Below are 21,780 nucleotides of genomic sequence, written 5' to 3'. Positions count from 1 at the left end.
CCGAACCTTTTGATACAGGAGTGCATCCATGCTGGTCTTACGCCCAGTCGAGCCAAACGACCTGCCTCAATTGCAACAACTGGCTCGCGATAGCCTGGTGGGCGTCACGTCCCTGCCGGACGACAGCCAGCGCCTGAGCGAAAAAATCGCCGCGTCCTGCGCCTCGTTCGACAGCGACGCTGCGGCTCAGGGCCCGGAGAATTACTTCTTCGTGCTGGAAGATCTGGAAAGCCGTCGCCTGGTCGGTTGCTCGGAGATTCTCGCCACGGCCGGCCACAACGAACCGTTCTACAGCCTGCGCAACCGCCACTTCACCAGCGCTTCGCGGGAACTGAACATCGAACATGGCGTTCCGGCGCTGTCGCTGTGCCACGACCTCAGCGGCCACACGCTGCTGCGCGGTTTTCACATCGACGCGGCGCTGGTGCGCACGCCGTTTTCCGAATTGCTTTCGCGGGCACGACTGCTGTTCATCGCCGCCCACGGGACGCGTTTTGCCGAAGCGGTGATCACCGAAATCGTCGGCTACAGCGACGAGCAAGGCAACTCACCGTTCTGGGATGCGCTGGGCAAACATTTCTTCGACCTGCCCTACGTCGAGGCCGAACGCCTGTGCGGCTTGCAGAGCCGTACGTTTCTCGCCGAACTGATGCCGCAATACCCGATCTACGTGCCGATGCTGCCGCTGGCGGCGCAAGAGTGCATCGGTCGCATCCACCCGGACGGTCAGGAGGCCTTCGACATCCTGGAGCGCGAGGGTTTTGAAACCAACAGCTACATCGACCTGTTCGATGCCGGCCCGACCTTGTATGCACGCACCGCCAACATCCGTTCGATCGCCCAGAGCCAGACCGCCACGGTTCAAACGGAACCACTGATCGATGCCCGCGGTCGTTATCTGGTGAGTAACGATGCACTGCATGGCTTTCGGGCGGTGGTCGCCGAGTTGGATTACCAGCCCGGTCAGCCCTTGGCGCTTACGCCGGCGATTTGTGCAGCACTGAATGTCAGCGCTGGCAGCAAGATCCGGGTGATTGCCCTGTGAACCGCGCCCTCACCCAACGACAGTGCCCGAGCAGGCGCGCAAAAGGAGTTGCAGCATGATTGTCCGTCCGGTCCAAGTCAGCGACCTGCCAGCGTTGATGACGCTGGTGCAACAGGCCGGGCCGGGGTTCACCACCCTGCCCGCCAACGAAGATCGCCTGGCCCACCGGGTACGCTGGGCGCAACGCGCCTTCGCCGAGCAGGTCGAGCGGGCCGATGCCGACTATCTGTTTGTGCTCGAGGATGACGAGCAGCGGGTGGTCGGGGTCAGCGCCCTGGCCGGGGCTGTCGGCCTGCGTGAGCCCTGGTACAACTATCGGGTCGGGTTGACCGTCAGCTCGGCGCCGGACCTGGGCATTCAGCGGCAGATCCCGACGCTGTTCCTCAACAATGAACTGACCGGCCAATCGGAACTGTGCTCGCTGTTCCTGCGCCACGATCAGCGCCACGGCAGCAATGGACGCCTGCTGTCATTGGGGCGTTTGCTGTTTGTCGCCGAATTCCCGCACCTGTTTGGCGAGAAGATGATCGCCGAACTGCGCGGCAGTGCCGACGAGCAAGGCTGTTCGCCGTTCTGGGACAGCCTCGGCCGGCACTTCTTTCAGATGGACTTCAGCCATGCCGACCACCTGTCCGGGCTGGGCAACAAGGCCTTCATCGCTGAACTGATGCCGCGCCAGCCGCTGTACACCTGCCTGCTCACCGAACAGGCACAGGCCGTGATCGGCCAGGCCCACCCCAACACCGAGCCGGCACTGAAAATTCTCCAGTCCGAGGGTTTCGCCCACAAAGGCTACATCGACATCTTCGACGGCGGCCCGGTCATCGAGGCGCCGATCCGCAGCATCCGCACGGTACGCGACAGCCTGGAACTGACCCTGAGCATTGGCGCGCCGGACGATCAGGCGCCGCTGTGGCTGATCCACAACCGGCGTCTGGAAAACTGCCGCATCACCGTCGCTCCGGGACGCCGGGTCGGCAGCACTCTGGTAATCGACCGTCTCACCGCCAAACGCCTGCAATTGCAGCCGGGCAACTCGGTGCGGGCAGTGCCGCTGCCCAATCAACAGCAGCAGGCGGTGGCGGCCTGAGCGCCTCTGCCTGCAGCAAGAAAGCCTGAACAGGTTTTTCCTGGTTAACTTCCTCGTTAATTCGTCATGATCCTTGACCCATTGGCGTGATAGCCTTTTCACCTTCGGCGTTGACACCTTTGCTCAAGCCTTTCCATTCCTTTGTATTGGTGGAACTCGTATGACCAGGCTTTCTCATCAAGATTTGCGCCGTAACTTCCGTCAGCTGCTGGCTTCCGACACCTGCTATCACACCGCCTCGGTGTTCGATCCGATGTCCGCCCGCATCGCCGCTGACCTGGGTTTTGAAGTAGGGATTCTCGGCGGCTCGGTCGCCTCGTTGCAGGTACTGGGCGCCCCGGACTTTGCCTTGATCACCCTCAGCGAATTCGCTGAACAGGCCACCCGAATCGGCCGCGTCGCCCAATTGCCGGTGATCGCCGACGCCGACCACGGCTACGGCAATGCCCTGAACGTGATGCGCACCATCGTCGAACTGGAACGCGCCGGCGTCGCCGCGCTGACCATCGAAGACACCCTGCTGCCGGCACAATTCGGCCGTAAATCCACCGACCTGATCTCGGTCGCCGAAGGCGTCGGCAAGATCCGCGCGGCACTGGAAGCCCGAGTCGACTCGGAAATGGCGATCATCGCCCGGACCAACGCCGGCATCCTGCCGAATCAGGAAATCATCAGCCGCACCCGCCAATACCAGGCCGCTGGCGCCGACGGTATCTGCATGGTCGGCATCCAGGACTTCGATCAGCTCGAGCAAATCGCCGAACACCTGACCGTCCCGTTGATGCTGGTCACCTACGGCAACCCGGCGCTGCGCGACGACAAACGCCTGGCCGAACTGGGTGTGCGCGTGACCATCGACGGCCACGGCGCTTACTTCGCGGCGATCAAGGCCACTTACGACAGCCTGCGCGAACAGCGCCAGATCTTCACCCAGGCCTCGGACCTGAGCGCCACCGAACTGACCCACACCTACACCCAGCCTGAGGAATACATCCTCTGGGCCAAGGAATACATGAGCGTCAAAGAGTAACCCAGCACCTCGCTACAAAGAGGCAGAGCGGCCCGACGCCATTACGAGTCCACTCGCATGGCGCCCGCCGCGAAACCGCTAGCTGCCGTTACTGCTTCGCCAACTCCATAATCATCCGCGACAACAGATAAATCCGCGGCGCCACGCTTTCCACCTCCGCATATTCCTCCGGCGTGTGAATGTTGCCGCCGACAATCCCGAACCCGTCCAGCGTCGGCGTGCCCACCCCGGCTGACAGACTCGCATCCGCCGCCCCGCCACTGCCTTCTTCGGTCAACTTGCGGCCGATTTCGCCATAAATCCCTTGGGCCATCGCCATCAAACGATCCGACTCCGGCGTCTGCGGCATCGGTGGCAAGCCGCGTTGCAATGAAGTTTTCACCTCAGTGTCAGGAATCAACTTGTCCTGCGACACCCGTGCCAGATCCTTCTCGATCCGGTCGAATTCCTCCGGCACCGCCGCCCGCACATCAGCCTTGGCCGTGGCCTGATCCGGAATGACGTTGGTGCGGTCGCCGGCCTTGAGCACAGTGAAGTTGATGGTGGTTTTCTTGGCTTCGTCGCCGAGCTTGCCCAGTTGCAGGATCTGATGCGCCGCTTCCATCGCCGCGTTGCGCCCCAGTTCCGGCGCGACGCCGGCGTGAGCAGCCTTGCCCTTGACCTCGACCAGTGCGGTGGCGCTGCCCTTGCGCCACACCACCAGGCCATCCGCCGGACGCCCCGGTTCGAGGTTGAGGGTCACGTCGTGAAGTTTGGCGGTTTTCTTGATCAGCTCGGTGGCGACGTCCGAGCCGGTTTCTTCGCTGGCGTCGAGCAGGAAGGTGATTTGCGCGTAGTCCTTGAAGTCGAGGTTCTTCAGGATCTTCAGCGCATAAATGCCGGCGACGATCCCGCCCTTGTCGTCCATCACCCCCGGCCCGTAGGCGCGGCCGTCCTTGATGTGGAACGGTCGCTCGGCGGCAGAACCTTCCTTGAACACCGTGTCCATGTGCGCCATCAGCAGGATTTTCGCCTTGCCGGTGCCTTTGAGCGTGGCGAGCACGTGATTGGTTTTTTCCGGGGTGTTTGGCACCAACTCAATAGTCGCGCCAAGCTTTTTCAGCTCATCGATGGCGATGTCGCTGACTTGCTTGAGTCCTGGCTCATAGCCGGAACCGGAGTCGATATTGACCAGGCGTTCGAGCAATTTCAGGGCTTCGGGTTTGTATTGTTCGGCGTCGGCCAGCACCTGTTTGTGCGGTTCGGCGAACGCGCCAGTGGCTGCGAAAGAGAGGGTCAGGCCGAGCCCGGCGGCCAGCAGGGAACGAGGGAAGTTGAACGTCATGAATCAATCCTTGTTTCGTGTCGGGTACTGAACCGTACCTGACATCGCCCCAAGGCTCTATCCCGGATGCGACACCCAATCCGTTCAAACCGAATCGAATACCTCACGCCGCGGCTTGTCATCGTTGCAGCAGATCACCCGGTTGCGCCCGCTGGCCTTGGCTTCGTAGAGCGCTTCATCGGCATCATTCAGCCAGCGCGTTGCATCGCCGTGAGCCGGATCGAGTGCCGCCAGGCCAATGCTCAGGCTGACTTTCAGCGCCGGGTTCTGTTCGTAGACCAGAAAGGAAAAACGCTCACGCAAGGCTTCCATGGCCTGCGCCGCGTTGAACAGCGGCAAGTCCGGCAGGATCACGCAAAACTCGTCGCCGCCGTAGCGCCCCGCCACATCGGCCATGCGCAGGTTCTGCTTGAGCATCTTGCTTAACTGACGCAGGACGATATCGCCGGCCACATGGCCGTAGGTGTCGTTGATCGCCTTGAAATGGTCGATGTCGATCAGCGCAATTGCCGCGCCTGTCTGCTGGCGTTTGCTGCGTTCGAATTCGATGTCCAGTTGATCCTTCCAAGCGCCGTGATTGAGCAAACCGGTCAGGCTGTCGGTACGGCTCAACGCCAGCAATTCACGCTTGTGCAGGCCAAGGGTGTAGGCCTGGCGGAAGCAGATCCAGCCCAGCGCCAGCGGATACAGCATCAACAACGGCAGGCACGCATAGAGCTGCGCCGGAGAGGTCGCGGGGATGAAGGCCGGGGCAAACACTACCAGCCCGACGCCGACGCCAAGCAACTGCGCCGCCGCCCCGGCCAGCAGAAAACGCAGGCCACCGATGGCGACATTGTTCATCGCCATCATTGAAATGGTCGTGGCACTGGGCAAGGGATTGAAGTGCATGGCGGCGACCCAGAAGCCGCCGAGAAAGGCGTCGAGCAGCAGGTTGCGGTGTTCGGCGTGGTACGGAACCTTGGCCCGTCGGGCCCATTGATACGCGAGGTGCGGCCAGACCAGGCCGTTGAACAGCATCAGCGCCCAGACCCACGCCGGCGGATCGAGCGGGTACATCGCAACGCTCACGCATAGAAGCCCCAGGACCAGCCCGAGGGTTCGCGATGTGTAAAGCCTCCTGGCCAGTGAAAGTCCCTTTCCTCCCGTTCTTCCCATAAGGGCCTCGAGTACACCGCAAAAGGATGTGCTCGGAGTCTAACAGGGAGACGTTAAATAGCCATCACCGGCCAGCGGCCGAATACCCCGCCATTTCCATCACACGGCAGGCAAATGATTGGCTATACATGAAAGGAAGAAAATGGAAAAAAGACTCTAAGAAGGAGGCCCATGCAGACCTATCAAGTGTTGATCATCGGCAGCGGGTTTGGCGGCCAGTGCGCGGCCATCAATTTGCTTAAGGCCGGCATCGACGATTTTCGCTTGCTGGAGCGGCGGGACTTTTTCGGCGGCACCTGGTGCCAGAACACTTACCCCGGCGCGGCAGTCGATGTGCCGTCGCCCCTGTATTCACTGTCGTTCGCGCCCTACCCCTGGACGCAGATGTTCGCCGAACAGGCCGAGCTTCATCATTACACCGAACACGTGATCGAGCGTTTCGGATTGCGCGACCGGGTGGAACTGCAAGCCAATGTCGAGCGCATCGAATGGGACGAAACCGAGAAACGCTGGGCCGTACACACCGGCACCAAAGGCACGTTCTACGCACAGTTCCTGATCAATGCCACCGGGCCGCTGAGCCAACCAGTTGTCCCACATTTCCCCGGTCAGGATCGCTTTCAGGGCAAGACCTTTCATACAAACAATTGGGATCACAGCTACGACTATCGCGGTAAACGCGTGGCCATCGTCGGCAGCGGCGCCAGTGCGGCGCAGGTGATTCCGACCATTGCGCCGCAGGTCGAGCAACTGCACGTCTTTCAACGTACGCCGCATTGGGTGCTGCCCCGACCCGACCGCAAATTCGGGCCTTTCCAGCGCTGGCTGCTGGGTCTGAAACCGGCCTACAAGCTGTTGCGCTGGATGATCTACTGGCAGTTCGAAACCCGGGTCATCGCCTTCAAATATTCAAAACCGGCGATTCACATGGTGCAGCACCAGGCCCTGAAATTCCTCAAACACCAGGTAACGGATCCCGAACTCCAGCGAAAACTGACGCCGGACTTCACCATCGGCTGCAAGCGGGTACTGGTCTCCAGCACTTATTACCCGGCGCTGACCCGCCCCAACGTCACGCTGCACAGCCGCGAGCAAGGCATCGCCAGCCTCGACGAAACCGGCATCGTCACCACGGACGGCCAGCACATCGACGTTGATCTGATCGTGTGGTCGACCGGTTACGACGCCACCGATGGCGTGATTTCCTACCCGGTCAGCGGAAAAAACACCGTGCAACTGCGCGACGTCTGGGCGCAATACCCGCGCGCCTACCTCGGCACCAGCCTGCCGGACTTTCCCAACCTGTTTATCGTCACCGGGCCGAACACCGGCATAGGCCACACCTCGGCGCTGTTCATCATCGAATCGCAGATGAACTACATCCTCGACTGCATCCGCACCGTGCAGGCCAAAGGTCTGCGCAGCATCGAAGTTCGCCCCGAAGCAGAACGTACCTACACTCAGATGATTCACCGGGAGATGGAGCGCACGGTCTGGAAAACCGGCGGCTGCCACAGTTGGTATCAAAGCAAGAGCGGTCATGTGATCGCAATGTTCCCGGGCTTCAGTTTCAGCTATCACCGGTTGACCCGGGCGCTGAAACCGGCCGACCACATTCTGTCTTGAACAAGGAAGACGTCCGATGCTCTTGCTGTTTGTCGCCCTCGCAGTTTTCGTGGCCTGGAGCTGGTTGAGCTACCCGGCGGTCGGCCACTGGCTCTACGACCTGAGCGCGGCCCTGGAGGCCAAGCTGTACCGGTTGCACAAGATTGAAGTACCGATTGCCGAAATGACCGTGTCGACCTGGCAAGGCGGGCCCTATGAAGCGTCGAGCAGCATTCTGATGCTGCATGGCTACAGCGCGGAAAAGAACCTGTGGCTGCGCTTCGCCCGGCATTTCGTCAGCCAGTATCGAGTGATCATCCCGGACCTGGCCGGCCACGGCGAAACCGGCTTCAAGGCGGGCGGTGGCTACGACATCGCGGTGCAGGCCAAGCGCATGATCCAGTTGCTCGACGTCTGCGGGGTCGAGAAAGTCCATGTGATCGGCAACTCCATGGGCGGTTACATCGCCGCGTGGCTGGCGGCGACCTACCCCGATCGCATCGCTTCGGTGGCCTTGATCGACCCGGCCGGCGTCACGGCACCGGAGCCCAGCGACATGGAGCGCCATCTGGCACGTGGGCACAATCCGTTTTTGATCAATTCCCGGGAAGAATTCCGACGCTTCTATGCGATGACCATGGCCTCGCCGCCCTGGGTACCGGGGCTGGTGCTGGATGCCATCGCCCAGCGCTACGAACAACGCCGGGATGAACTGGAAGAGATCTTCCGGGATTTTCGCGCCAGTCCGCCGATGGAGCCGAAACTCCCGGACATCAAATGCCCGGGGCTGTTGCTCTGGGGCCGCAAGGACCGGTTGATCGATGTCAGCAGCGTGCCGGTCTGGAGCAAGGGCATCGCCAATCTGCGGGTCGATGTGTGGGACGGCGTCGGTCACATGCCGATGGTCGAGCAGCCGTCGAACACGGCACGTTTGTATCGGGAGTTCCTGGGGGAGAATTCGCGTCAGGACAGGTAAACGGTCAGTCGTTGGCAGAATGAAGTTCGTAGGATTCTTCGTTTGCCCGCGTCGGCGAAGGCTGCGATCTTTTCCCCCATCCTTTACGTGACCGTGCCAGGAATTTTTTTCATGACCGTGCAGCCTTTCGTCAGCCCCGACCTGATCCGCCAACGCTTCTCCAAAGCGATGTCCGACATGTACCGCGAAGAAGTGCCGCTGTATGGCGCCTTGATGGAACTGGTGGAACAGACCAACCTCGACGTGCTGTCGCGCGAGCCGCAGATCGCCCGTCAACTGCACAGCACCGGCGAAATCGAACGGCTGGACATGGAGCGCCATGGCGCAATCCGCGTTGGCACCGCGACCGAACTGGCCACCCTCGCCCGCCTGTTTGCGGTGATGGGCATGCAACCCGTGGGTTATTACGACCTGACCCCTGCCGGAGTGCCTGTGCACTCCACGGCGTTCCGCGCGGTGCATGAAGATGCGCTACAGGTCAGCCCGTTTCGGGTGTTCACTTCGTTGCTGCGACTGGAGTTGATCGAAGATCCCGAGCTGCGAGTCTTCGCGCAATCGGTGCTGGATCAGCGTTCGATCTTCACCCCAACCGCGTTGCGTCTGATCGAGCAGGCTGAAGCCGCTGGCGGGTTGAATGAATCCGAGGCCGGGGAATTTGTCCTGCAAGCGCTGGAGACTTTTCGCTGGCACCACAGCGCCACCGTCACCGCCGCGCAATACCAGACGCTCAGCGCCCAGCATCGTTTGATCGCCGATGTCGTCGCGTTCAAGGGCCCGCACATCAACCACCTGACACCGCGTACGCTGGACATCGACATCGTTCAGGCAAAGATGCCGCTGCACGGCATCACACCCAAAGCGGTGATCGAAGGGCCACCGCGCCGGCAGCATCCGATCCTGCTGCGTCAGACCAGTTTCAAGGCGCTGGACGAGCCGATCGCCTTCACCGACCAGACGCAAACTCGCGGCAGCCACAGCGCCCGGTTCGGCGAAATCGAACAACGGGGTGCGGCGCTGACCCCCAAGGGCCGGGCGCTGTACGACCGCCTGCTGAATGCGGCACGCGATGAATTGGGCGATTTCCCCAACGAAGCCAACGCCTCACGCTACAACGCGCTGATGACTCAGCACTTCGGCGAATTCCCTGACAGCCTCGAGGGCATGCGCGAGCAGGAGTTGGCGTACTTCCGTTATTTCGTGACAGACAAAGGGCTTGAGGCGAGTCGTCCCGCTGATGTTTCGCTGCAAGCGTTGTTACGCGATGGGTACGTGAAAGCCGAGCCGCTGGTGTACGAAGATTTCCTGCCGGTCAGTGCGGCGGGGATTTTTCAGTCAAACCTGGGGGATGCGGCGCAGACGCACTATGGCGAGCACTCCAATCGTCAGGCGTTCGAACAAGCTTTGGGGCGTTCGACCATCGATGAATTGAGGTTGTATGCCGAGACGCAGCAGCGTTCGATAGAAGAATGCCTCACCGTGCTGACTCGGTAAGGCGACGAAGCGGCGTTTGGCCATACTGCGCAAGAAGTTGCGCAGTTGTACGTAATAAAACACCCCTCAAAACCGCTGCAAGCCACGCCGCTCCTGGCCTCCAGCCAAGTGCGCAAGAAGTTGCGCAGTACTGCGCAACTTCTTGCGCACTTTTCGCCTGAAACGCTGCCGTTTTTCACGAAAATCAATGACTGCCTGCGCCATCCCCCCGGTTTTACGAGGCTTCGAAAATGTTGGCACGCTCCTTGATAACAGTCAGGCACCCACCGGGCGATTTCGCCTCCCGGGCACCCTAACTTTATCCGCAAGGAGAGCATCCCATGGCAACACCAGCGTACATGTCGGTTACCGGCGAAAAACAAGGCCTGATCACTGCCGGCGCCTTCACCGCCGACTCCGTTGGCAACACCTACCAGGAAGGCCACGAAGACCAGGTTATGGTTCAGGCTTTCACCCACGACGTGATCATCCCGCGTGACCCGCAATCCGGTCAGCCAACCGGTCAGCGCGTTCACAAGCCAGTCGTGATCACCAAGGTCTACGACAAGGCTTCGCCTCTGCTGCAAGCTGCTCTGACCTCCGGCGAGCGCATGAGCGAAATCGTTATCCAGTGGTACCGCACTTCGGCGCAAGGCACCCAAGAGCACTACTACACCACCAAACTGGAAGACGCGATCATCGTCGCCATCAACAACAAAATGCACAACTGCCAGGATCCAGGCAACGCGCACTTCACCCACCTGGAAGAAGTGCAGTTCACCTACCGCAAAATCACCTGGACCCACGAAGTATCCGGTACTTCGGGTTCCGATGACTGGCGTGCTCCAGTCGTTTAATTACGGCTGATCGTTTCAAGCATCGGCCAGCTCTGCTGGTCGATGTTGTTTACGCCCTCCAGAATTTCGCGTGCGTTGATCGTCCAGCGGTCGACGAACGCCGCTGTACAGCACGAGGAACAAGGGATGTTCGCGCCGGCCAATGAAACTCACTTTGCCCTGACCGTCGAAGGTCTTTCCAACGACTTTCAGGTGTTTACCCTCACCGGTCGGGAAGCCATCAGCCAACCTTTTGTGTTCGAGGTGGATCTGGTCAGTGAGCAGCCGTCGCTGGACCTCGAAACCCTGCTGCACAAGCCGGCCTTTTTGCAGCTGTCGCCCGACGGCAGCGGCATCCACGGCCTGATCTACCGCGCCGCGCAAGGCGATTCCGGCAAGCGCCTGACGCGCTACTCCGTGACCCTGCGCCCGCAACTGGCGTACCTCGCGCACCGGATCAACCAGCGGATCTTCCAGAACCTCAGCGTGCCGAAAATCATCGGCAAGGTCCTCGAAGAACATGGCATCCAGGGCAACGCCTATGAGTTCCAGACCGGTTCGATCTACCCCGAGCGCATCTACTGCGTGCAGTACGACGAATCGGACCTGCATTTCATCCAGCGCCTGTGCGAAGAAGAAGGCATTCACTACCACTTCCAGCACAGCGCCACGGCGCACAAACTGGTGTTCGGCGACGACCAGACGGTGTTCCACAAACTGGCGCCGGTGGCCTATCAGCAGGACTCCGGCATGGTCGCCAGCGACCCGGTGATCAAGCGCTTCGACCTGCGCCTGGAAACCCGTACAAGCCGCACCACCCGCCGCGATTACGACTTCGAAAAACCGCGCATCACCCTCGAAAGCGAAAACCGTGGCGACGCCCTGCCCGACCTCGAGGATTACGACTACCCCGGCCATTTCGTCGACCGAGAGCGCGGCAAACACCTGGCCAAACGCGCCCTCGAACGCCATCGCAGCGACTTCCAGCTCGCCGAAGGCAAGAGCGACCAGCCGCTGCTGGTCAGCGGCCATTTCCTCGCGCTGAAAGAACACCCGAAAGCCAAGTGGAATGACCTGTGGCTGCTCACCGAAGTCCATCACGAAGGCAAGCAGCCGCAAGTGCTGGAAGAGTCGGTGACCAGCGACACCACCGCGCTGAAAGACGATTTCCATCAGGGCTACCGCAACCGCTTCCAGGCCACCCCGTGGGACGTGCCGAACCGCCCGCCCCTGCGCCACCCGAAACCGCGCATCCTCGGCAGCCAGAGCGCCGTGGTCACCGGGCCTAAAGGCCAGGAAATCCACTGCGACGAATACGGCCGCGTCAAAGTCCAGTTCCACTGGGACCGCGAAGGTCAGGCCGACGACAAGACCAGTTGCTGGCTGCGCGTGTCTTCCGCCTGGGCCGGCGCCCAGTACGGCGGCATCGCCATTCCACGCATCGGCATGGAAGTGCTGGTCACCTTCCTCGAAGGTGACCCCGACCAGCCGCTGATCAGTGGCTGCCTGTACCACAAGGAAAACACCGTCCCGTACGCCCTGCCGGCGAACAAGACGCGCACCACTTTCAAGACCCTGAGTTCCATGGGCGGCGGTGGCTTCAACGAACTGCGCATCGAAGACAAGAAAGGCCAGGAACAGATCTTCCTCCACGCCCAGCGCGACTGGGACGAAAACATCGAACACGACCAGAAAATCCGCGTCGGCAACGAACGCCACGACGTCGTGGAAAAGAACAGCTACAGCGAGTTCAAGGCTGAAGAACACCACACGGTTTACGCAGACCGCAAAGTCGAAGCACGGGCCAACGACCACCTGACCGTGGGCGTGAACCAGCACATCAAGATCGGCACCGGACAGTTCATCGACGCCGGGCAGGAAATTCACCTGAGCAGCGGCATGAAGGTCGTGCTGGAGGCTGGGGCTGAACTGACGTTGGTCGGGGGTGGCAGCTTCATCAAGATCGACGGCGGCGGCGTGACCATGAGTGGGCCGGCGATCAACATCAACTCCGGCGGTGGGCCGGGGAGCGGCACCGGTGCGGCGCCGTTGATGCCGGGCGTACTGAAACAGGCCGATGCCGATAAGGCGGGTGCCGTGCTGACGCCGGCGCAGATCAATACCCTCAAGCGTAATGCGCCGTTTTGTGAAGAGTGTGAGAAGTGTAAGGCAGGGGCATGCGCGATCTGACTTGCGGGCGCCATACGCGAACAAATCTCATAGCGCTCAGAGGCCGAGTCAATCTGCGCGTTTTGTCATGCTGTTTATCAGGTGTCTTGCTGACTCAACCGCAGACCGCCTCCGCAGCCGAGCGTCGCAGCGCTGTACCCGACGACGTCTCCAGCTACGTAATCAAGAGAAACAACTGTGACTCGCTTCGCGGTGATATTCCCGAGTACGACCCGGCCGACCCTGACAACATCAATCGGTTCGTCAGCAATGCAAACACGTACTGCAAGGGAACAGATCAGCAGCTCAAGCAGTTGAAAGAAAAATACTCGGGAAGCGAAAGCGTTCTGCGCAAACTTTCGGGTTACGAAGAAAACATTGAAGCGGACATGAGTTTTTAGACTCACCCATCAAGGACGGTTGTTGTGGCATCTGAAAAAATCACTCCCCAGGCCTGGCTCTCCGCGCACCCGCTCAAGGCGAACGAACGCCTGTACCTGATCGTCAGCGCCGCCAGCGATGCCGAAGCGCTCAAGGCCTTGTATCAGAGCGAACCGTCCGTCCAGGCCATTCCCGTCTGGGGCGGAACGCCCTACTCCACCTGGCAACCGGTGATGCCTTACGTCGCCGAACTCAAGGCCAACTCGGCCTTCCTGCCCTGGATCACCGAAACCGACGCCCTCGACTGGGGCTGGCTGGCGGTTTCCCGCTCGGAACCCAACGAAGTCTTCGAACACCTGCGCAGCCTGACCCAGGTGAAGATGCCGGACGGGACCGAGGTGTTTTTCCGCTTCTGGGATGGGCGGCATATCTATCCGATTCTTGAAGGGCTGGGTGAGAGCGCTGGGGAGGTGCTGCCGGTGTTTGAGCGGTATCTGATCAATGGCCGCAGCCTGGAAGTCGGGCCGAGGGTGGTGCCGAAGGCGAGGGATTGGCCGTGGTGGGAGGTGCCGAAGAAGCTGTTGGATCAGTTGGCGAAAGAGGATCACACGACGCTGGTCGGCAACTTGATGCAATGGCTCGAAGAAGCGCGCCCGGACCTCTACAGCGCGTGGCCCGAGAATAACCTGAAACTGAAAATCACCCGTTTCGTGCGTCGCCCGGATGCTCCAAACAACCTTAAAGAAGCACTGATAAACCACCTGATTCTGGAGCAAGGCTGATGGATCGCGTTGCCTTTGTTGACAACCAACTGAACACCTTCAAGGACAGTCTGAAGCTGTATCAGGAACAGACCAAGACCTGGTACGCCAACGTCGCCGACAAAGCCAGCCGTGCGGCTGACCTCCCTTCCCTGCTGGGCATGGAACGAGTGATCAAGGTTGGTGACACCAGCAAATCGGTGAGCATGACCGACGGCGACTTCACTTCGAACGTGGCTCAGTGCCCGTTGAAGGGACCGCTGCTGATCGAGAGCAAGTTCGAATCGGTTTATGACATTCCCATCGGCGATATCGAGGTCGAGATCGTCGCTGTGGAAGGTGGAGCAGTCAGCAAGGTCAAACTCGATCAACAAGGCAAAGCAAGCTGGACCGGCGGAATCCCCGGCAAATTCTACAAAATCCGTGTTCACAACGAAGTGACGCCTGCGCAGATCGACGCTCTGTTTAACTCCTATAGCGGCGTAACAGCAGACCTCGAAGGTTTCCTGCGCAAGGAGTGGGCCGGGTTCAAACCACAGTGGTCGAACCTGTCGGCTTCAGGCACTGCGATGGCGATCGGCAACGGCATTCTTGAAGGTGGCTGGGAAGCCATCAAAGGCGTGTGGGATGGCATCAGTCTGGTGCTCGACATTCTGCAAGACCCCAAAAAGTTTGCAAAAGATCTCGGTGCCGGCGTCCAGGACCTGATCAAAGTCGCCGAAAGCTCGCCGGACATCATGAAAAAAGCCATGTTGCTCGCCAGCGACGAGGCCGCTTTGTTCTTGCTTGTACGCAGTGCCGTGATCTGGTTGGCAGGCTTGCCGCCAATGAAGATGGCCGGCGACGTTGCGAAGATGACCACGGCAATTGTCGTCGGTATCGCCATCGACATTGTGATTGGCGTGGTACTGACCATTGCGGCTGAAGGCACAGGTGTTATCTACCTCGCCGCCCGATTGAAGAAATACGGTGAGCTTGTCATCAACGCTGTCACCAGCTTCGTGAAGTCGCTGTTCAAGATCATCAATGGCTTTATGGAGTATGTCGCGAAGTACACCGCTGTTGCGGCGCGTGGGGTGACAGCCAAGGTGAGGAACGGCGTCTCTCAGCTGCGCTTCGACGGGAAAAAGAACGCAAAACTGGGTAAAGGCAAAGTCGGTGACGACGCTTCCAAACAGGCAAAGTCGCCTGCGGAAAAGAGTGCCGAACCGGCCTCGGAAACCTGCACCAACGGATGCCCGGTTTCGATGGTCACCGGCGAAGAGCTGCTGACACTGACAGATGGCCAACTTGACGGCTTGCTGCCGTTTGAATGGACACGCCTGTACAGAACCAGCGCCGTGGAAATCGACTGTGGCTTGGGATACGGCTGGAGTCACGCCCTTGCCCACCGCATCGAAATCGTGGGCGATGAAGTCATCTGGACCGACCACGAAAACCGCTCCACACCGTTCCCGCTTCCAAGCGAGCAACGCCCGGCGATCACCAACAGCCTCTCGCGTGCAGCCATTTTCCTCGGCGATGACCCGTCCGAGCTAGTACTAGCCCAAGCAGGCAAACGCCCATCGTTCTACCACTTCCGCTTCAACAGCAAAGGCGCAACCCTGATCGCCATCAGCGACAGCTATGGCAATCGCCTGCACGTCACACGGGACATCCACGGGCGCATCAAACGCCTCGACAACGGCGCAGGTCGTGCCCTGCTTTTACGCTACGACCGCAAACACATTGTGGCGGTGGACTATCAGCAGTTTCTTCCTGCGGACAATCTTGAGGATGCCTGGAACACAGTCCAGACGCTGGTCACCTACACCTATGACGCGCAACACCGGTTGATCGAAGCAAAGAACGCTGCCGGGGAAGCCGAGCGTTATCGCTACAACGATCAACACGTGATTCTGGAACGGCAGCTGGCCGGCGGCGCGAGCTTCTTCTGGGAGTGGGAGAACGAAGGCAAACTGGCTCGATGCATCCACCACTGGGCAAACTTCTCGCAGATGGACGCGCGCTACGCCTGGGATGACAAAGGCAGCGTGACCGTTACCAACGCCGATGGCAGCGAAGAGGTTTACACCCACGACGACCAGGCGCGACTGATCAGCAAGATCGATCCGGATGGTGCCGAGCACCTCAAGGCCTATAACGACAAAGGCCAATTAGTTGCGGAAACGGATCCTCTTGGCGCCGTGACCGAATACCGGTACGACGACAATGGATTGATGATCGCCGTCATCCCTCCTGAAGATGAGGCCATCACCTACGAATACAGCAACGGTTTCGTCAGCGAGGTTCATCGCGGCAAAGCCAGCTGGAAGTATCAACGCAACAGACAGGGTGACGTCACCCAACAAATCGACCCGGACGGAAATTCGACGTTCTACAGTTACGACGGCCAAGGACGTCTGCTGGAGATCCGTCACCCGGATGGCAGCCGCCACCAACTCGGTTGGAACAACCTCGGTCAACTGCTTGAGGAGCGCTTGCCCGACGGTGGTCAACGCAAATACCGCTACGATGCGTTGGGCCGGCAGATTACTCGGCAAGAGGAATCAGGTGCCATCACCCAATATCAGTGGGATACCGCCAATCGCCTCGCGCAAATTATCTTGCCGGGCGGCGCAACGCGCGCGTTCACCTACAACGCCTACGGCAATGTCACTGCCGAACGCGACGAACTCGGCCGCGTCACCCGTTACGAATATGCCGATAACCTGCACCTTGTCAGCCGTCGCATCAATCCTGACGGCAGCCAGCTGCGTTACCGCTACGACAACTCGCGCCTGTTGCTGACCGAAATCGAAAACGAACGCGGCGAGCATTACCAACTCGACTACTTCCCGAATGGCCTGATCCAGCAGGAAACCGGCTTCGACGGTCGTCGCACCGCATACGAATACGACCTCAACGGCCAGTTGCTGAAAAAAACCGAATTCGGTGAAGACGGTAGCGAGTTGGTAACTGAATACCAACGAGACGCCGCTGGCAGACTGCTGGTGAAGACACTTCCCGACGGCGAAGAAATCCACTACAGCTACGACGCCCTCGGCCGCTTGGTCAACGTCGACGACGGACACTGGCCGCTCGCCTACGAATACGACCTGCAAGATCGCCTCGTCACCGAACACCAGGGCTGGGGCACCTTGCGTTATGAGTACGACAGCGTCGGCCAGCTCAAGCACTGTCGCTTGCCCGATGGCAGCAAACTCGACTACCGCCACCAACCCGGTGGTATGCTCAGCGGCATCGACCTCAACGGTTCGCGCCTGACGTCTCACCAGTTCAGCGGTGGTCGCGAACAGCAACGCCAGCAAGGCTTGCTGCTCAGCCAATATCAATATGACGAACAGGGTCGCTTGCAAGCCCACAGCGTCAGCCAACGCGACAAAAACCTGTTCCAGCGCCGCTACAACTACGACGCAAACGGCAACCTCGCAGGCATCGACGACAGCCGCAAGGGCAACCGCAGCTACCACTACGACCCGCTCGATCGCTTGATCAGCGTTCGTGGCGCGACACCGGAAAGTTTCGCCCACGACCCGGCCGGTAACCTACTCGGCCAGAACAACGAAGGCACAGCCAACCTCGCCAATGTCAAAGGCAACCGCCTGATGATGCAGGGCGACCGCCATTACGATTACGACGCTTATGGCAACCTGATCCGCGAACGCCGTGGCACCGGACAGAAACTCCTCACCGAATACCGCTACGACTGCCAGCATCGACTGATCGGCGCGAGCCTTCCGGGTGGCAGCACCGCGTCCTACAAGTACGATGCTTTCGGTCGCCGCATCGAGAAAACTGTCGATGGCCACAGCATCGAGTTCCTGTGGCAAGGCGAACGCCTGATCGCCGAAAGCGGCGACAATCGTTATCGCACTTACATCTACGAACCCGGCAGCTTCCGCCCGCTGGCCATGCTCGACGGCGAAGGCCCGCGCATGGCAACACCGTTCTATTACCAGCTCGATCATCTGGGCACACCGCAGGAGCTCACCGACTACAGCGGTGAGATCATGTGGTCCGCGAAGTACCGCGCCTACGGCAACCTCGCTGCGCTCGACGTCAGTGAAATCGACAACCCGTTGCGATTCCAGGGTCAGTATTTCGATGCGGAGACAGGCCTACACTACAACCGCCATCGCTACTACAATCCGGGGACTGGACGGTTTCTGACTCCGGATCCGATCAAGCTTGCGGGTGGATTGAATAACTACCAGTACGTGCCTAACCCTACGGGGTGGGTGGATCCGTTGGGATTAGCGAGTAAAGAATGCGATGGACCAGAAACATATGACAACTCGGCTCATAACGCTGCTAAATACGCGGCAATGAAGCGAGACCTAAAAACGACTGAGGCTGCGAACCCTGTAGTTGAAAGCCTACGAACGACGGGACAGCTTCCAGGCAACTATGTCACAAAGACTCAAGCAGCGCAGAGTGGTTGGAAACCGGGAAAAGCACTAAATAATAGCGTTCCTGGTGGTCAGCTAGGTGGTGATGTTTTCCATAATGATACAAACGTACTCCCTTCAGCCCCTGGTCGAACTTGGTATGAAGCTGATGTAGGCCTTAACAATACAATGTCTCGTAGCAACCAACCAGGAACAAGACTACTTTATTCAGACGATGGACTTCTTTATATAACTAGCGACCACTACGACACCGTTAGCTCTATTGGAACCTGGAAGTGAGTTTTAAAAATGATAATTGTACTTGATGGCTTAACCATTTCATCAGAGCAAGAGTTTCATAAAAAAATAGCCATTGCTTTTGCGGTGACAGATTTTTATGGAAACAACCTCAACGCCTTATGGGACCTACTCAGCACCGACGTGGAACGCCCAGTAGATTTAATATGGAAAAATTCTGAACACTCTCAAAAAAACATGGGAGACTCGTACAACAAAATAATTAATATTTTTGAACGCACAAAGCAACAGGATGTGAATTTCGGATGGGAAGAAAAATTTAACTATTATCTAGAGTAACCACTAGAAAGCTAAAAGGCACTATCAAAACTACAAAATAAAGGAGATAGATTTATTTTTTACTGAAGAGAATAAATCTGTCCCCTTTCAGCTCTTCCTTTCAGCTCATGGCGAATCACGACCCGAGCGACCCACATGGTGATCATCCACATTTGCAGCTTCACCCTGTGAAAGGGGAAGTTATAAGAATCTACTGGCCAAACCAATTTGAAGGACAAAAATGAGCACCCTGAAGACAATCCCTAGAAAAGTTTGGTGGGGCTTGGAGGCAAAATCATATACAGAGATTGCGCAGGAACCACCTTCGCAGAATGACTCACTTAGAAAGTGGATCGCAATCTACGCCGTTTATCATTTAAACTTTAAAAATAGATACCCTAACCAAAAGGGGACAGATTTATTTTTTAACCAAAAGGGGACAGATTTATTTTTCGTTAAATAAAATAAATCTGCCCCACCTTTTTCCGATGTCGGTAAAAACAGACACGATCAGTCCAGACCCTCAGATCGGATGGAAGTCTCCGTACGGATTAAAGACAGAGCAATAGACATATTAATAAAGGACATCAGTTGGATATCCAGAGACTCGACCGAGGCGGAAGTTGAGATCAGTGACGGGAATTTTACCTGCATTGCCCTTTCTCAGCCATGCAGCGCGATATTGGAGAAACAATAAATGAGCCACTGCATGTTTTTTAACCAAAGGGAACTGTCCCCTTTTTCGGTCCCCTTTTTCGAAGAAAATAGAAAATAAATAAAATAAATCCGTCCCCTTTTCACACACTTTTCACACAACGCAAGCGAAAAAACTGTACTAAAATTACTCAAGGCATTCAAAAAATGAGCTATTTCGATGAAGAACTTGAAAAAGAACTATCAGAATCGAGTATCCATTTCGAAAAATTAAAAAGCGAAGCACACGACGACTTCGTATCAGTTATCAACAAAAAATTTCCGTTCTCCGGCTCCAAAATATCGTGGAACTCATTACCCAACAGCATGAGCTACGTAAAAAATGAATACAACCAAGCCTTTAGAAAAATATCAGAACAAGTAAAGGTTCTAAGTATTCCTGAGATAATTTTCATTGGTGACGCCCTCACAGAGAGCGCATATAAAACCAGCACTAACGATTTCGAAACCACCTTGGCAATTTTCGCCGAAATCCCTCAGCATACTTATTTCTTCTCCGACGATCTGAGTTTCATAGGCTGCATTAGCAGCGAAGGCGAAATAAATTTTAGTGAGATATCATAACTAGGGAGGACAGATTTATTTTTGTTGAAGAAAATAAATCCGCCCCATTTTCATCCATGAAACTACAACCAACCCTGGATATTTTGCCGTCTCTACTTTTCGCCTTTGACGTGGATAGTGATCAAAATGTTGAAGCAGAAGAACAGATAGCAAGTACAGACATTAACAACGAATTAGAGCTTACTAAGCTTTTCGACGCTTTTATCATGCCAGACTTCACAAGCCGAATAGCAAGCGAGCAGCAATGGTATATAGACTCACTTACATTCTATCTAGAAAAGAACGAAAGCTTCAATCGAATCTTTTCAGACATGACAACATACTTCCCTGCCCCCCCGTCCAACAAACGCAACTTTATGAAAATATTACTAAACTGCCTTAAAAAATACCAAACCATAAATAAATAAACCAAAGGGGACGGACCCAAAGGGGACAGATTTATTTTTCGCTGATGAAAATAAATCCGCCCCGTGTTTATAGCCCCAAAGGCTAGACAATCACGTTGACTCCACTCCTTCAGATCTCAAAAAAACCGAGAGACAATGGAAATAACAAAAACAGTCTCAATCTGGACTGCAAAAACTGGCTGGGAGCCGTCAACACTCCATGAAATAATGTTGCCGGCATATTCAGAAGATAGAGACTCGCTTGGGTGCGAGTTTACAAATGCATTTTCACTTGGCTTTATAGATAATGATTTTATCGAAGCTGACACAGTCGGCAACACCAACTCTCTCGAGATTGCAATTGAAGGCTTTTCTTACGACTCCGATATATCCTCAGACATAAAATCAAAAAATATTCAGCCTACTAATCAAACAATAGACACTCTTATTGCAATATACGACTTCACTTTTCAAGGCAATCCACCAGCCCGCGCAATCCGAGGCAAAGAAATCACTTTCAGAGGCACATTCACATACAAAGAGTAGAGATTCAAAGGGATTCAAGACCATCGAAGGCGAGCAAAATCGGATCCATATCACTTGATCGGTTCATTATCGAGAGAACAAAATGATTTTTTCTATTGATATCACAGAGTGTTTTGGCGCGATCGACTCCGATAACGCAGGCGGGATCATAAGCTATATCAACATTCCCCCCATCGAAAACCCTCGGGAAAAATTTCGCCTTAAGCTATCAAATTTCGTACTTAACTTGATCGACGACCCCGTCATCACCTCAATCAACAGGCAGAATTCAACCTTTTTGGAGAACATGACCGAGGATGGTTTCCTTATAATAAAAAAAGCCAGTATTTCCTTTGAGTCAATAAAAGGCTACGAAAAACTATTGCGACTATTAAACCAAGATAACGGATATTTAACCCACGAGCGCTACGGTCAAAAATTAAATACCGGAGACAAGATTTACGACATCAGCGGAAGACTTTTTTCAACTCCGGAACTCTTGATTAACTTCGCATTCATTTCACCCAATACTATAACACTTGAATTTAACTCGTCAGATTACACATACATAGAGAGTTACCTTGAGCTTCAAAAGTCCTTAGAAGAATTAAATTCAAGAGAAAAACCTACTCAACCACCTCTCACAGGTCTATTCGACCCCACACATAGCAACACGCACACCACTAGCAACTTTGACCTTGGCTATCGCACCTACAATTAATGACTTCCCCTTCCCCATTACTAATCAAAGCCAATATGAAATTGAAAACAACATCATT

The 21,780-nt window shown here is 56.8% G+C and carries 17 protein-coding genes; 15 read left to right on the top strand and 2 right to left on the bottom strand.

Annotated elements, in window-relative coordinates; all coding sequences use genetic code 11:
- Positions 1 to 28 precede the first annotated feature (28 nt).
- From IF199_RS11110 to IF199_RS11100, 3 genes are all read left to right on the top strand, one after another.
- Positions 29 to 1,045, top strand: a complete 1,017-nt coding sequence (locus IF199_RS11110; protein WP_192560388.1) for an arginine N-succinyltransferase — start codon at positions 29 to 31, stop codon at positions 1,043 to 1,045.
- 55 nt (positions 1,046 to 1,100) lie between these two features.
- Positions 1,101 to 2,135: an arginine N-succinyltransferase gene (astA, locus tag IF199_RS11105; RefSeq protein WP_096822908.1), complete on the top strand. Its 1,035-nt coding sequence runs from the start codon at positions 1,101 to 1,103 to the stop codon at positions 2,133 to 2,135.
- Positions 2,136 to 2,295: 160 nt separating this feature from the next.
- Positions 2,296 to 3,165, top strand: a complete 870-nt coding sequence (locus tag IF199_RS11100) for an isocitrate lyase/PEP mutase family protein (RefSeq protein ID WP_096822909.1) — start codon at positions 2,296 to 2,298, stop codon at positions 3,163 to 3,165.
- An 88-nt stretch (positions 3,166 to 3,253) separates the two neighbouring features.
- On the opposite strand, the gene IF199_RS11095 is transcribed toward IF199_RS11100, so the two are convergent.
- Positions 3,254 to 4,489 (bottom strand): M20/M25/M40 family metallo-hydrolase, encoded by a 1,236-nt coding sequence (locus IF199_RS11095; RefSeq protein WP_192560387.1) that lies wholly within the window; start codon positions 4,487 to 4,489, stop codon positions 3,254 to 3,256.
- An 84-nt stretch (positions 4,490 to 4,573) separates the two neighbouring features.
- Positions 4,574 to 5,647 (bottom strand): diguanylate cyclase, encoded by a 1,074-nt coding sequence (locus tag IF199_RS11090; protein ID WP_192560386.1) that lies wholly within the window; start codon positions 5,645 to 5,647, stop codon positions 4,574 to 4,576.
- Positions 5,648 to 5,818: 171 nt separating this feature from the next.
- Between IF199_RS11090 and IF199_RS11085 the strand changes: the two genes are divergently transcribed.
- From IF199_RS11085 to IF199_RS11030, 12 genes are all read left to right on the top strand, one after another.
- Positions 5,819 to 7,273, top strand: a complete 1,455-nt coding sequence (locus IF199_RS11085; protein WP_192560385.1) for a flavin-containing monooxygenase — start codon at positions 5,819 to 5,821, stop codon at positions 7,271 to 7,273.
- A 16-nt stretch (positions 7,274 to 7,289) separates the two neighbouring features.
- On the top strand, positions 7,290 to 8,228 hold the full coding sequence (locus IF199_RS11080; protein ID WP_102619566.1) for an alpha/beta fold hydrolase: 939 nt from the start codon (positions 7,290 to 7,292) through the stop codon (positions 8,226 to 8,228).
- 111 nt (positions 8,229 to 8,339) lie between these two features.
- Entirely contained in the window at positions 8,340 to 9,719 is a 1,380-nt protein-coding gene (gene hglS, locus IF199_RS11075; protein WP_192560384.1) for a 2-oxoadipate dioxygenase/decarboxylase HglS, read from the top strand.
- 320 nt (positions 9,720 to 10,039) lie between these two features.
- Positions 10,040 to 10,555: an Hcp family type VI secretion system effector gene (locus IF199_RS11070; protein ID WP_007949952.1), complete on the top strand. Its 516-nt coding sequence runs from the start codon at positions 10,040 to 10,042 to the stop codon at positions 10,553 to 10,555.
- A 126-nt stretch (positions 10,556 to 10,681) separates the two neighbouring features.
- Positions 10,682 to 12,724, top strand: coding sequence for a type VI secretion system Vgr family protein (locus IF199_RS11065; protein WP_192560383.1), 2,043 nt, complete (start codon positions 10,682 to 10,684; stop codon positions 12,722 to 12,724).
- Positions 12,712 to 13,104 carry a hypothetical protein gene (locus IF199_RS11060; RefSeq protein ID WP_244142456.1) on the top strand — a complete coding sequence of 131 codons (393 nt, stop codon included), beginning with the start codon at positions 12,712 to 12,714 and terminating at the stop codon, positions 13,102 to 13,104. Before IF199_RS11065 ends, IF199_RS11060 begins: the two co-directional genes overlap by 13 nt.
- A gap of 24 nt (positions 13,105 to 13,128) precedes the next feature.
- Positions 13,129 to 13,866 (top strand): DUF4123 domain-containing protein, encoded by a 738-nt coding sequence (locus IF199_RS11055; RefSeq protein ID WP_192560382.1) that lies wholly within the window; start codon positions 13,129 to 13,131, stop codon positions 13,864 to 13,866.
- The gene (locus tag IF199_RS11050) at positions 13,866 to 18,536 is read left to right on the top strand and encodes an RHS repeat-associated core domain-containing protein (protein WP_192560381.1); all 4,671 of its coding nucleotides are present in this window, start codon (positions 13,866 to 13,868) and stop codon (positions 18,534 to 18,536) included. Before IF199_RS11055 ends, IF199_RS11050 begins: the two co-directional genes overlap by 1 nt.
- A 9-nt stretch (positions 18,537 to 18,545) precedes the next feature.
- Positions 18,546 to 18,833: a barstar family protein gene (locus tag IF199_RS11045; RefSeq protein ID WP_192560380.1), complete on the top strand. Its 288-nt coding sequence runs from the start codon at positions 18,546 to 18,548 to the stop codon at positions 18,831 to 18,833.
- A gap of 840 nt (positions 18,834 to 19,673) precedes the next feature.
- Positions 19,674 to 20,090, top strand: a complete 417-nt coding sequence (locus IF199_RS11040) for a hypothetical protein (protein ID WP_192560379.1) — start codon at positions 19,674 to 19,676, stop codon at positions 20,088 to 20,090.
- Between the two features lie 542 nt (positions 20,091 to 20,632).
- Positions 20,633 to 21,022 (top strand): immunity 22 family protein, encoded by a 390-nt coding sequence (locus tag IF199_RS11035; RefSeq protein WP_192560378.1) that lies wholly within the window; start codon positions 20,633 to 20,635, stop codon positions 21,020 to 21,022.
- A gap of 82 nt (positions 21,023 to 21,104) precedes the next feature.
- Positions 21,105 to 21,722 carry a hypothetical protein gene (locus IF199_RS11030; protein WP_192560377.1) on the top strand — a complete coding sequence of 206 codons (618 nt, stop codon included), beginning with the start codon at positions 21,105 to 21,107 and terminating at the stop codon, positions 21,720 to 21,722.
- Positions 21,723 to 21,780: the final 58 nt, after the last annotated feature.

This window comes from Pseudomonas allokribbensis (assembly GCF_014863605.1).
GTDB classification, from domain to species: Bacteria; Pseudomonadota; Gammaproteobacteria; order Pseudomonadales; family Pseudomonadaceae; genus Aquipseudomonas; species Aquipseudomonas allokribbensis.
Note: the sequence above shows the minus strand (reverse complement) of the source record. Positions and strands in the feature narration are given on the sequence as shown.

Bases quoted from the DNA above. Each gene is read 5' to 3' on its own strand.
- IF199_RS11110 (WP_192560388.1), top strand. From the start codon at position 29: ATGCTGGTCTTACGCCCAGTCGAGCCAAACGACCTGCCTCAATTGCAA.
- astA (WP_096822908.1), top strand. From the start codon at position 1,101: ATGATTGTCCGTCCGGTCCAAGTCAGCGACCTGCCAGCGTTGATGACG.
- IF199_RS11100 (WP_096822909.1), top strand. From the start codon at position 2,296: ATGACCAGGCTTTCTCATCAAGATTTGCGCCGTAACTTCCGTCAGCTG.
- IF199_RS11095 (WP_192560387.1), bottom strand. From the start codon at position 4,489: ATGACGTTCAACTTCCCTCGTTCCCTGCTGGCCGCCGGGCTCGGCCTG.
- IF199_RS11090 (WP_192560386.1), bottom strand. From the start codon at position 5,647: ATGGGAAGAACGGGAGGAAAGGGACTTTCACTGGCCAGGAGGCTTTAC.
- IF199_RS11085 (WP_192560385.1), top strand. From the start codon at position 5,819: ATGCAGACCTATCAAGTGTTGATCATCGGCAGCGGGTTTGGCGGCCAG.
- IF199_RS11080 (WP_102619566.1), top strand. From the start codon at position 7,290: ATGCTCTTGCTGTTTGTCGCCCTCGCAGTTTTCGTGGCCTGGAGCTGG.
- hglS (WP_192560384.1), top strand. From the start codon at position 8,340: ATGACCGTGCAGCCTTTCGTCAGCCCCGACCTGATCCGCCAACGCTTC.
- IF199_RS11070 (WP_007949952.1), top strand. From the start codon at position 10,040: ATGGCAACACCAGCGTACATGTCGGTTACCGGCGAAAAACAAGGCCTG.
- IF199_RS11065 (WP_192560383.1), top strand. From the start codon at position 10,682: ATGTTCGCGCCGGCCAATGAAACTCACTTTGCCCTGACCGTCGAAGGT.
- IF199_RS11060 (WP_244142456.1), top strand. From the start codon at position 12,712: ATGCGCGATCTGACTTGCGGGCGCCATACGCGAACAAATCTCATAGCG.
- IF199_RS11050 (WP_192560381.1), top strand. From the start codon at position 13,866: ATGGATCGCGTTGCCTTTGTTGACAACCAACTGAACACCTTCAAGGAC.
- IF199_RS11045 (WP_192560380.1), top strand. From the start codon at position 18,546: ATGATAATTGTACTTGATGGCTTAACCATTTCATCAGAGCAAGAGTTT.
- IF199_RS11040 (WP_192560379.1), top strand. From the start codon at position 19,674: ATGAGCTATTTCGATGAAGAACTTGAAAAAGAACTATCAGAATCGAGT.
- IF199_RS11035 (WP_192560378.1), top strand. From the start codon at position 20,633: ATGGAAATAACAAAAACAGTCTCAATCTGGACTGCAAAAACTGGCTGG.
- IF199_RS11030 (WP_192560377.1), top strand. From the start codon at position 21,105: ATGATTTTTTCTATTGATATCACAGAGTGTTTTGGCGCGATCGACTCC.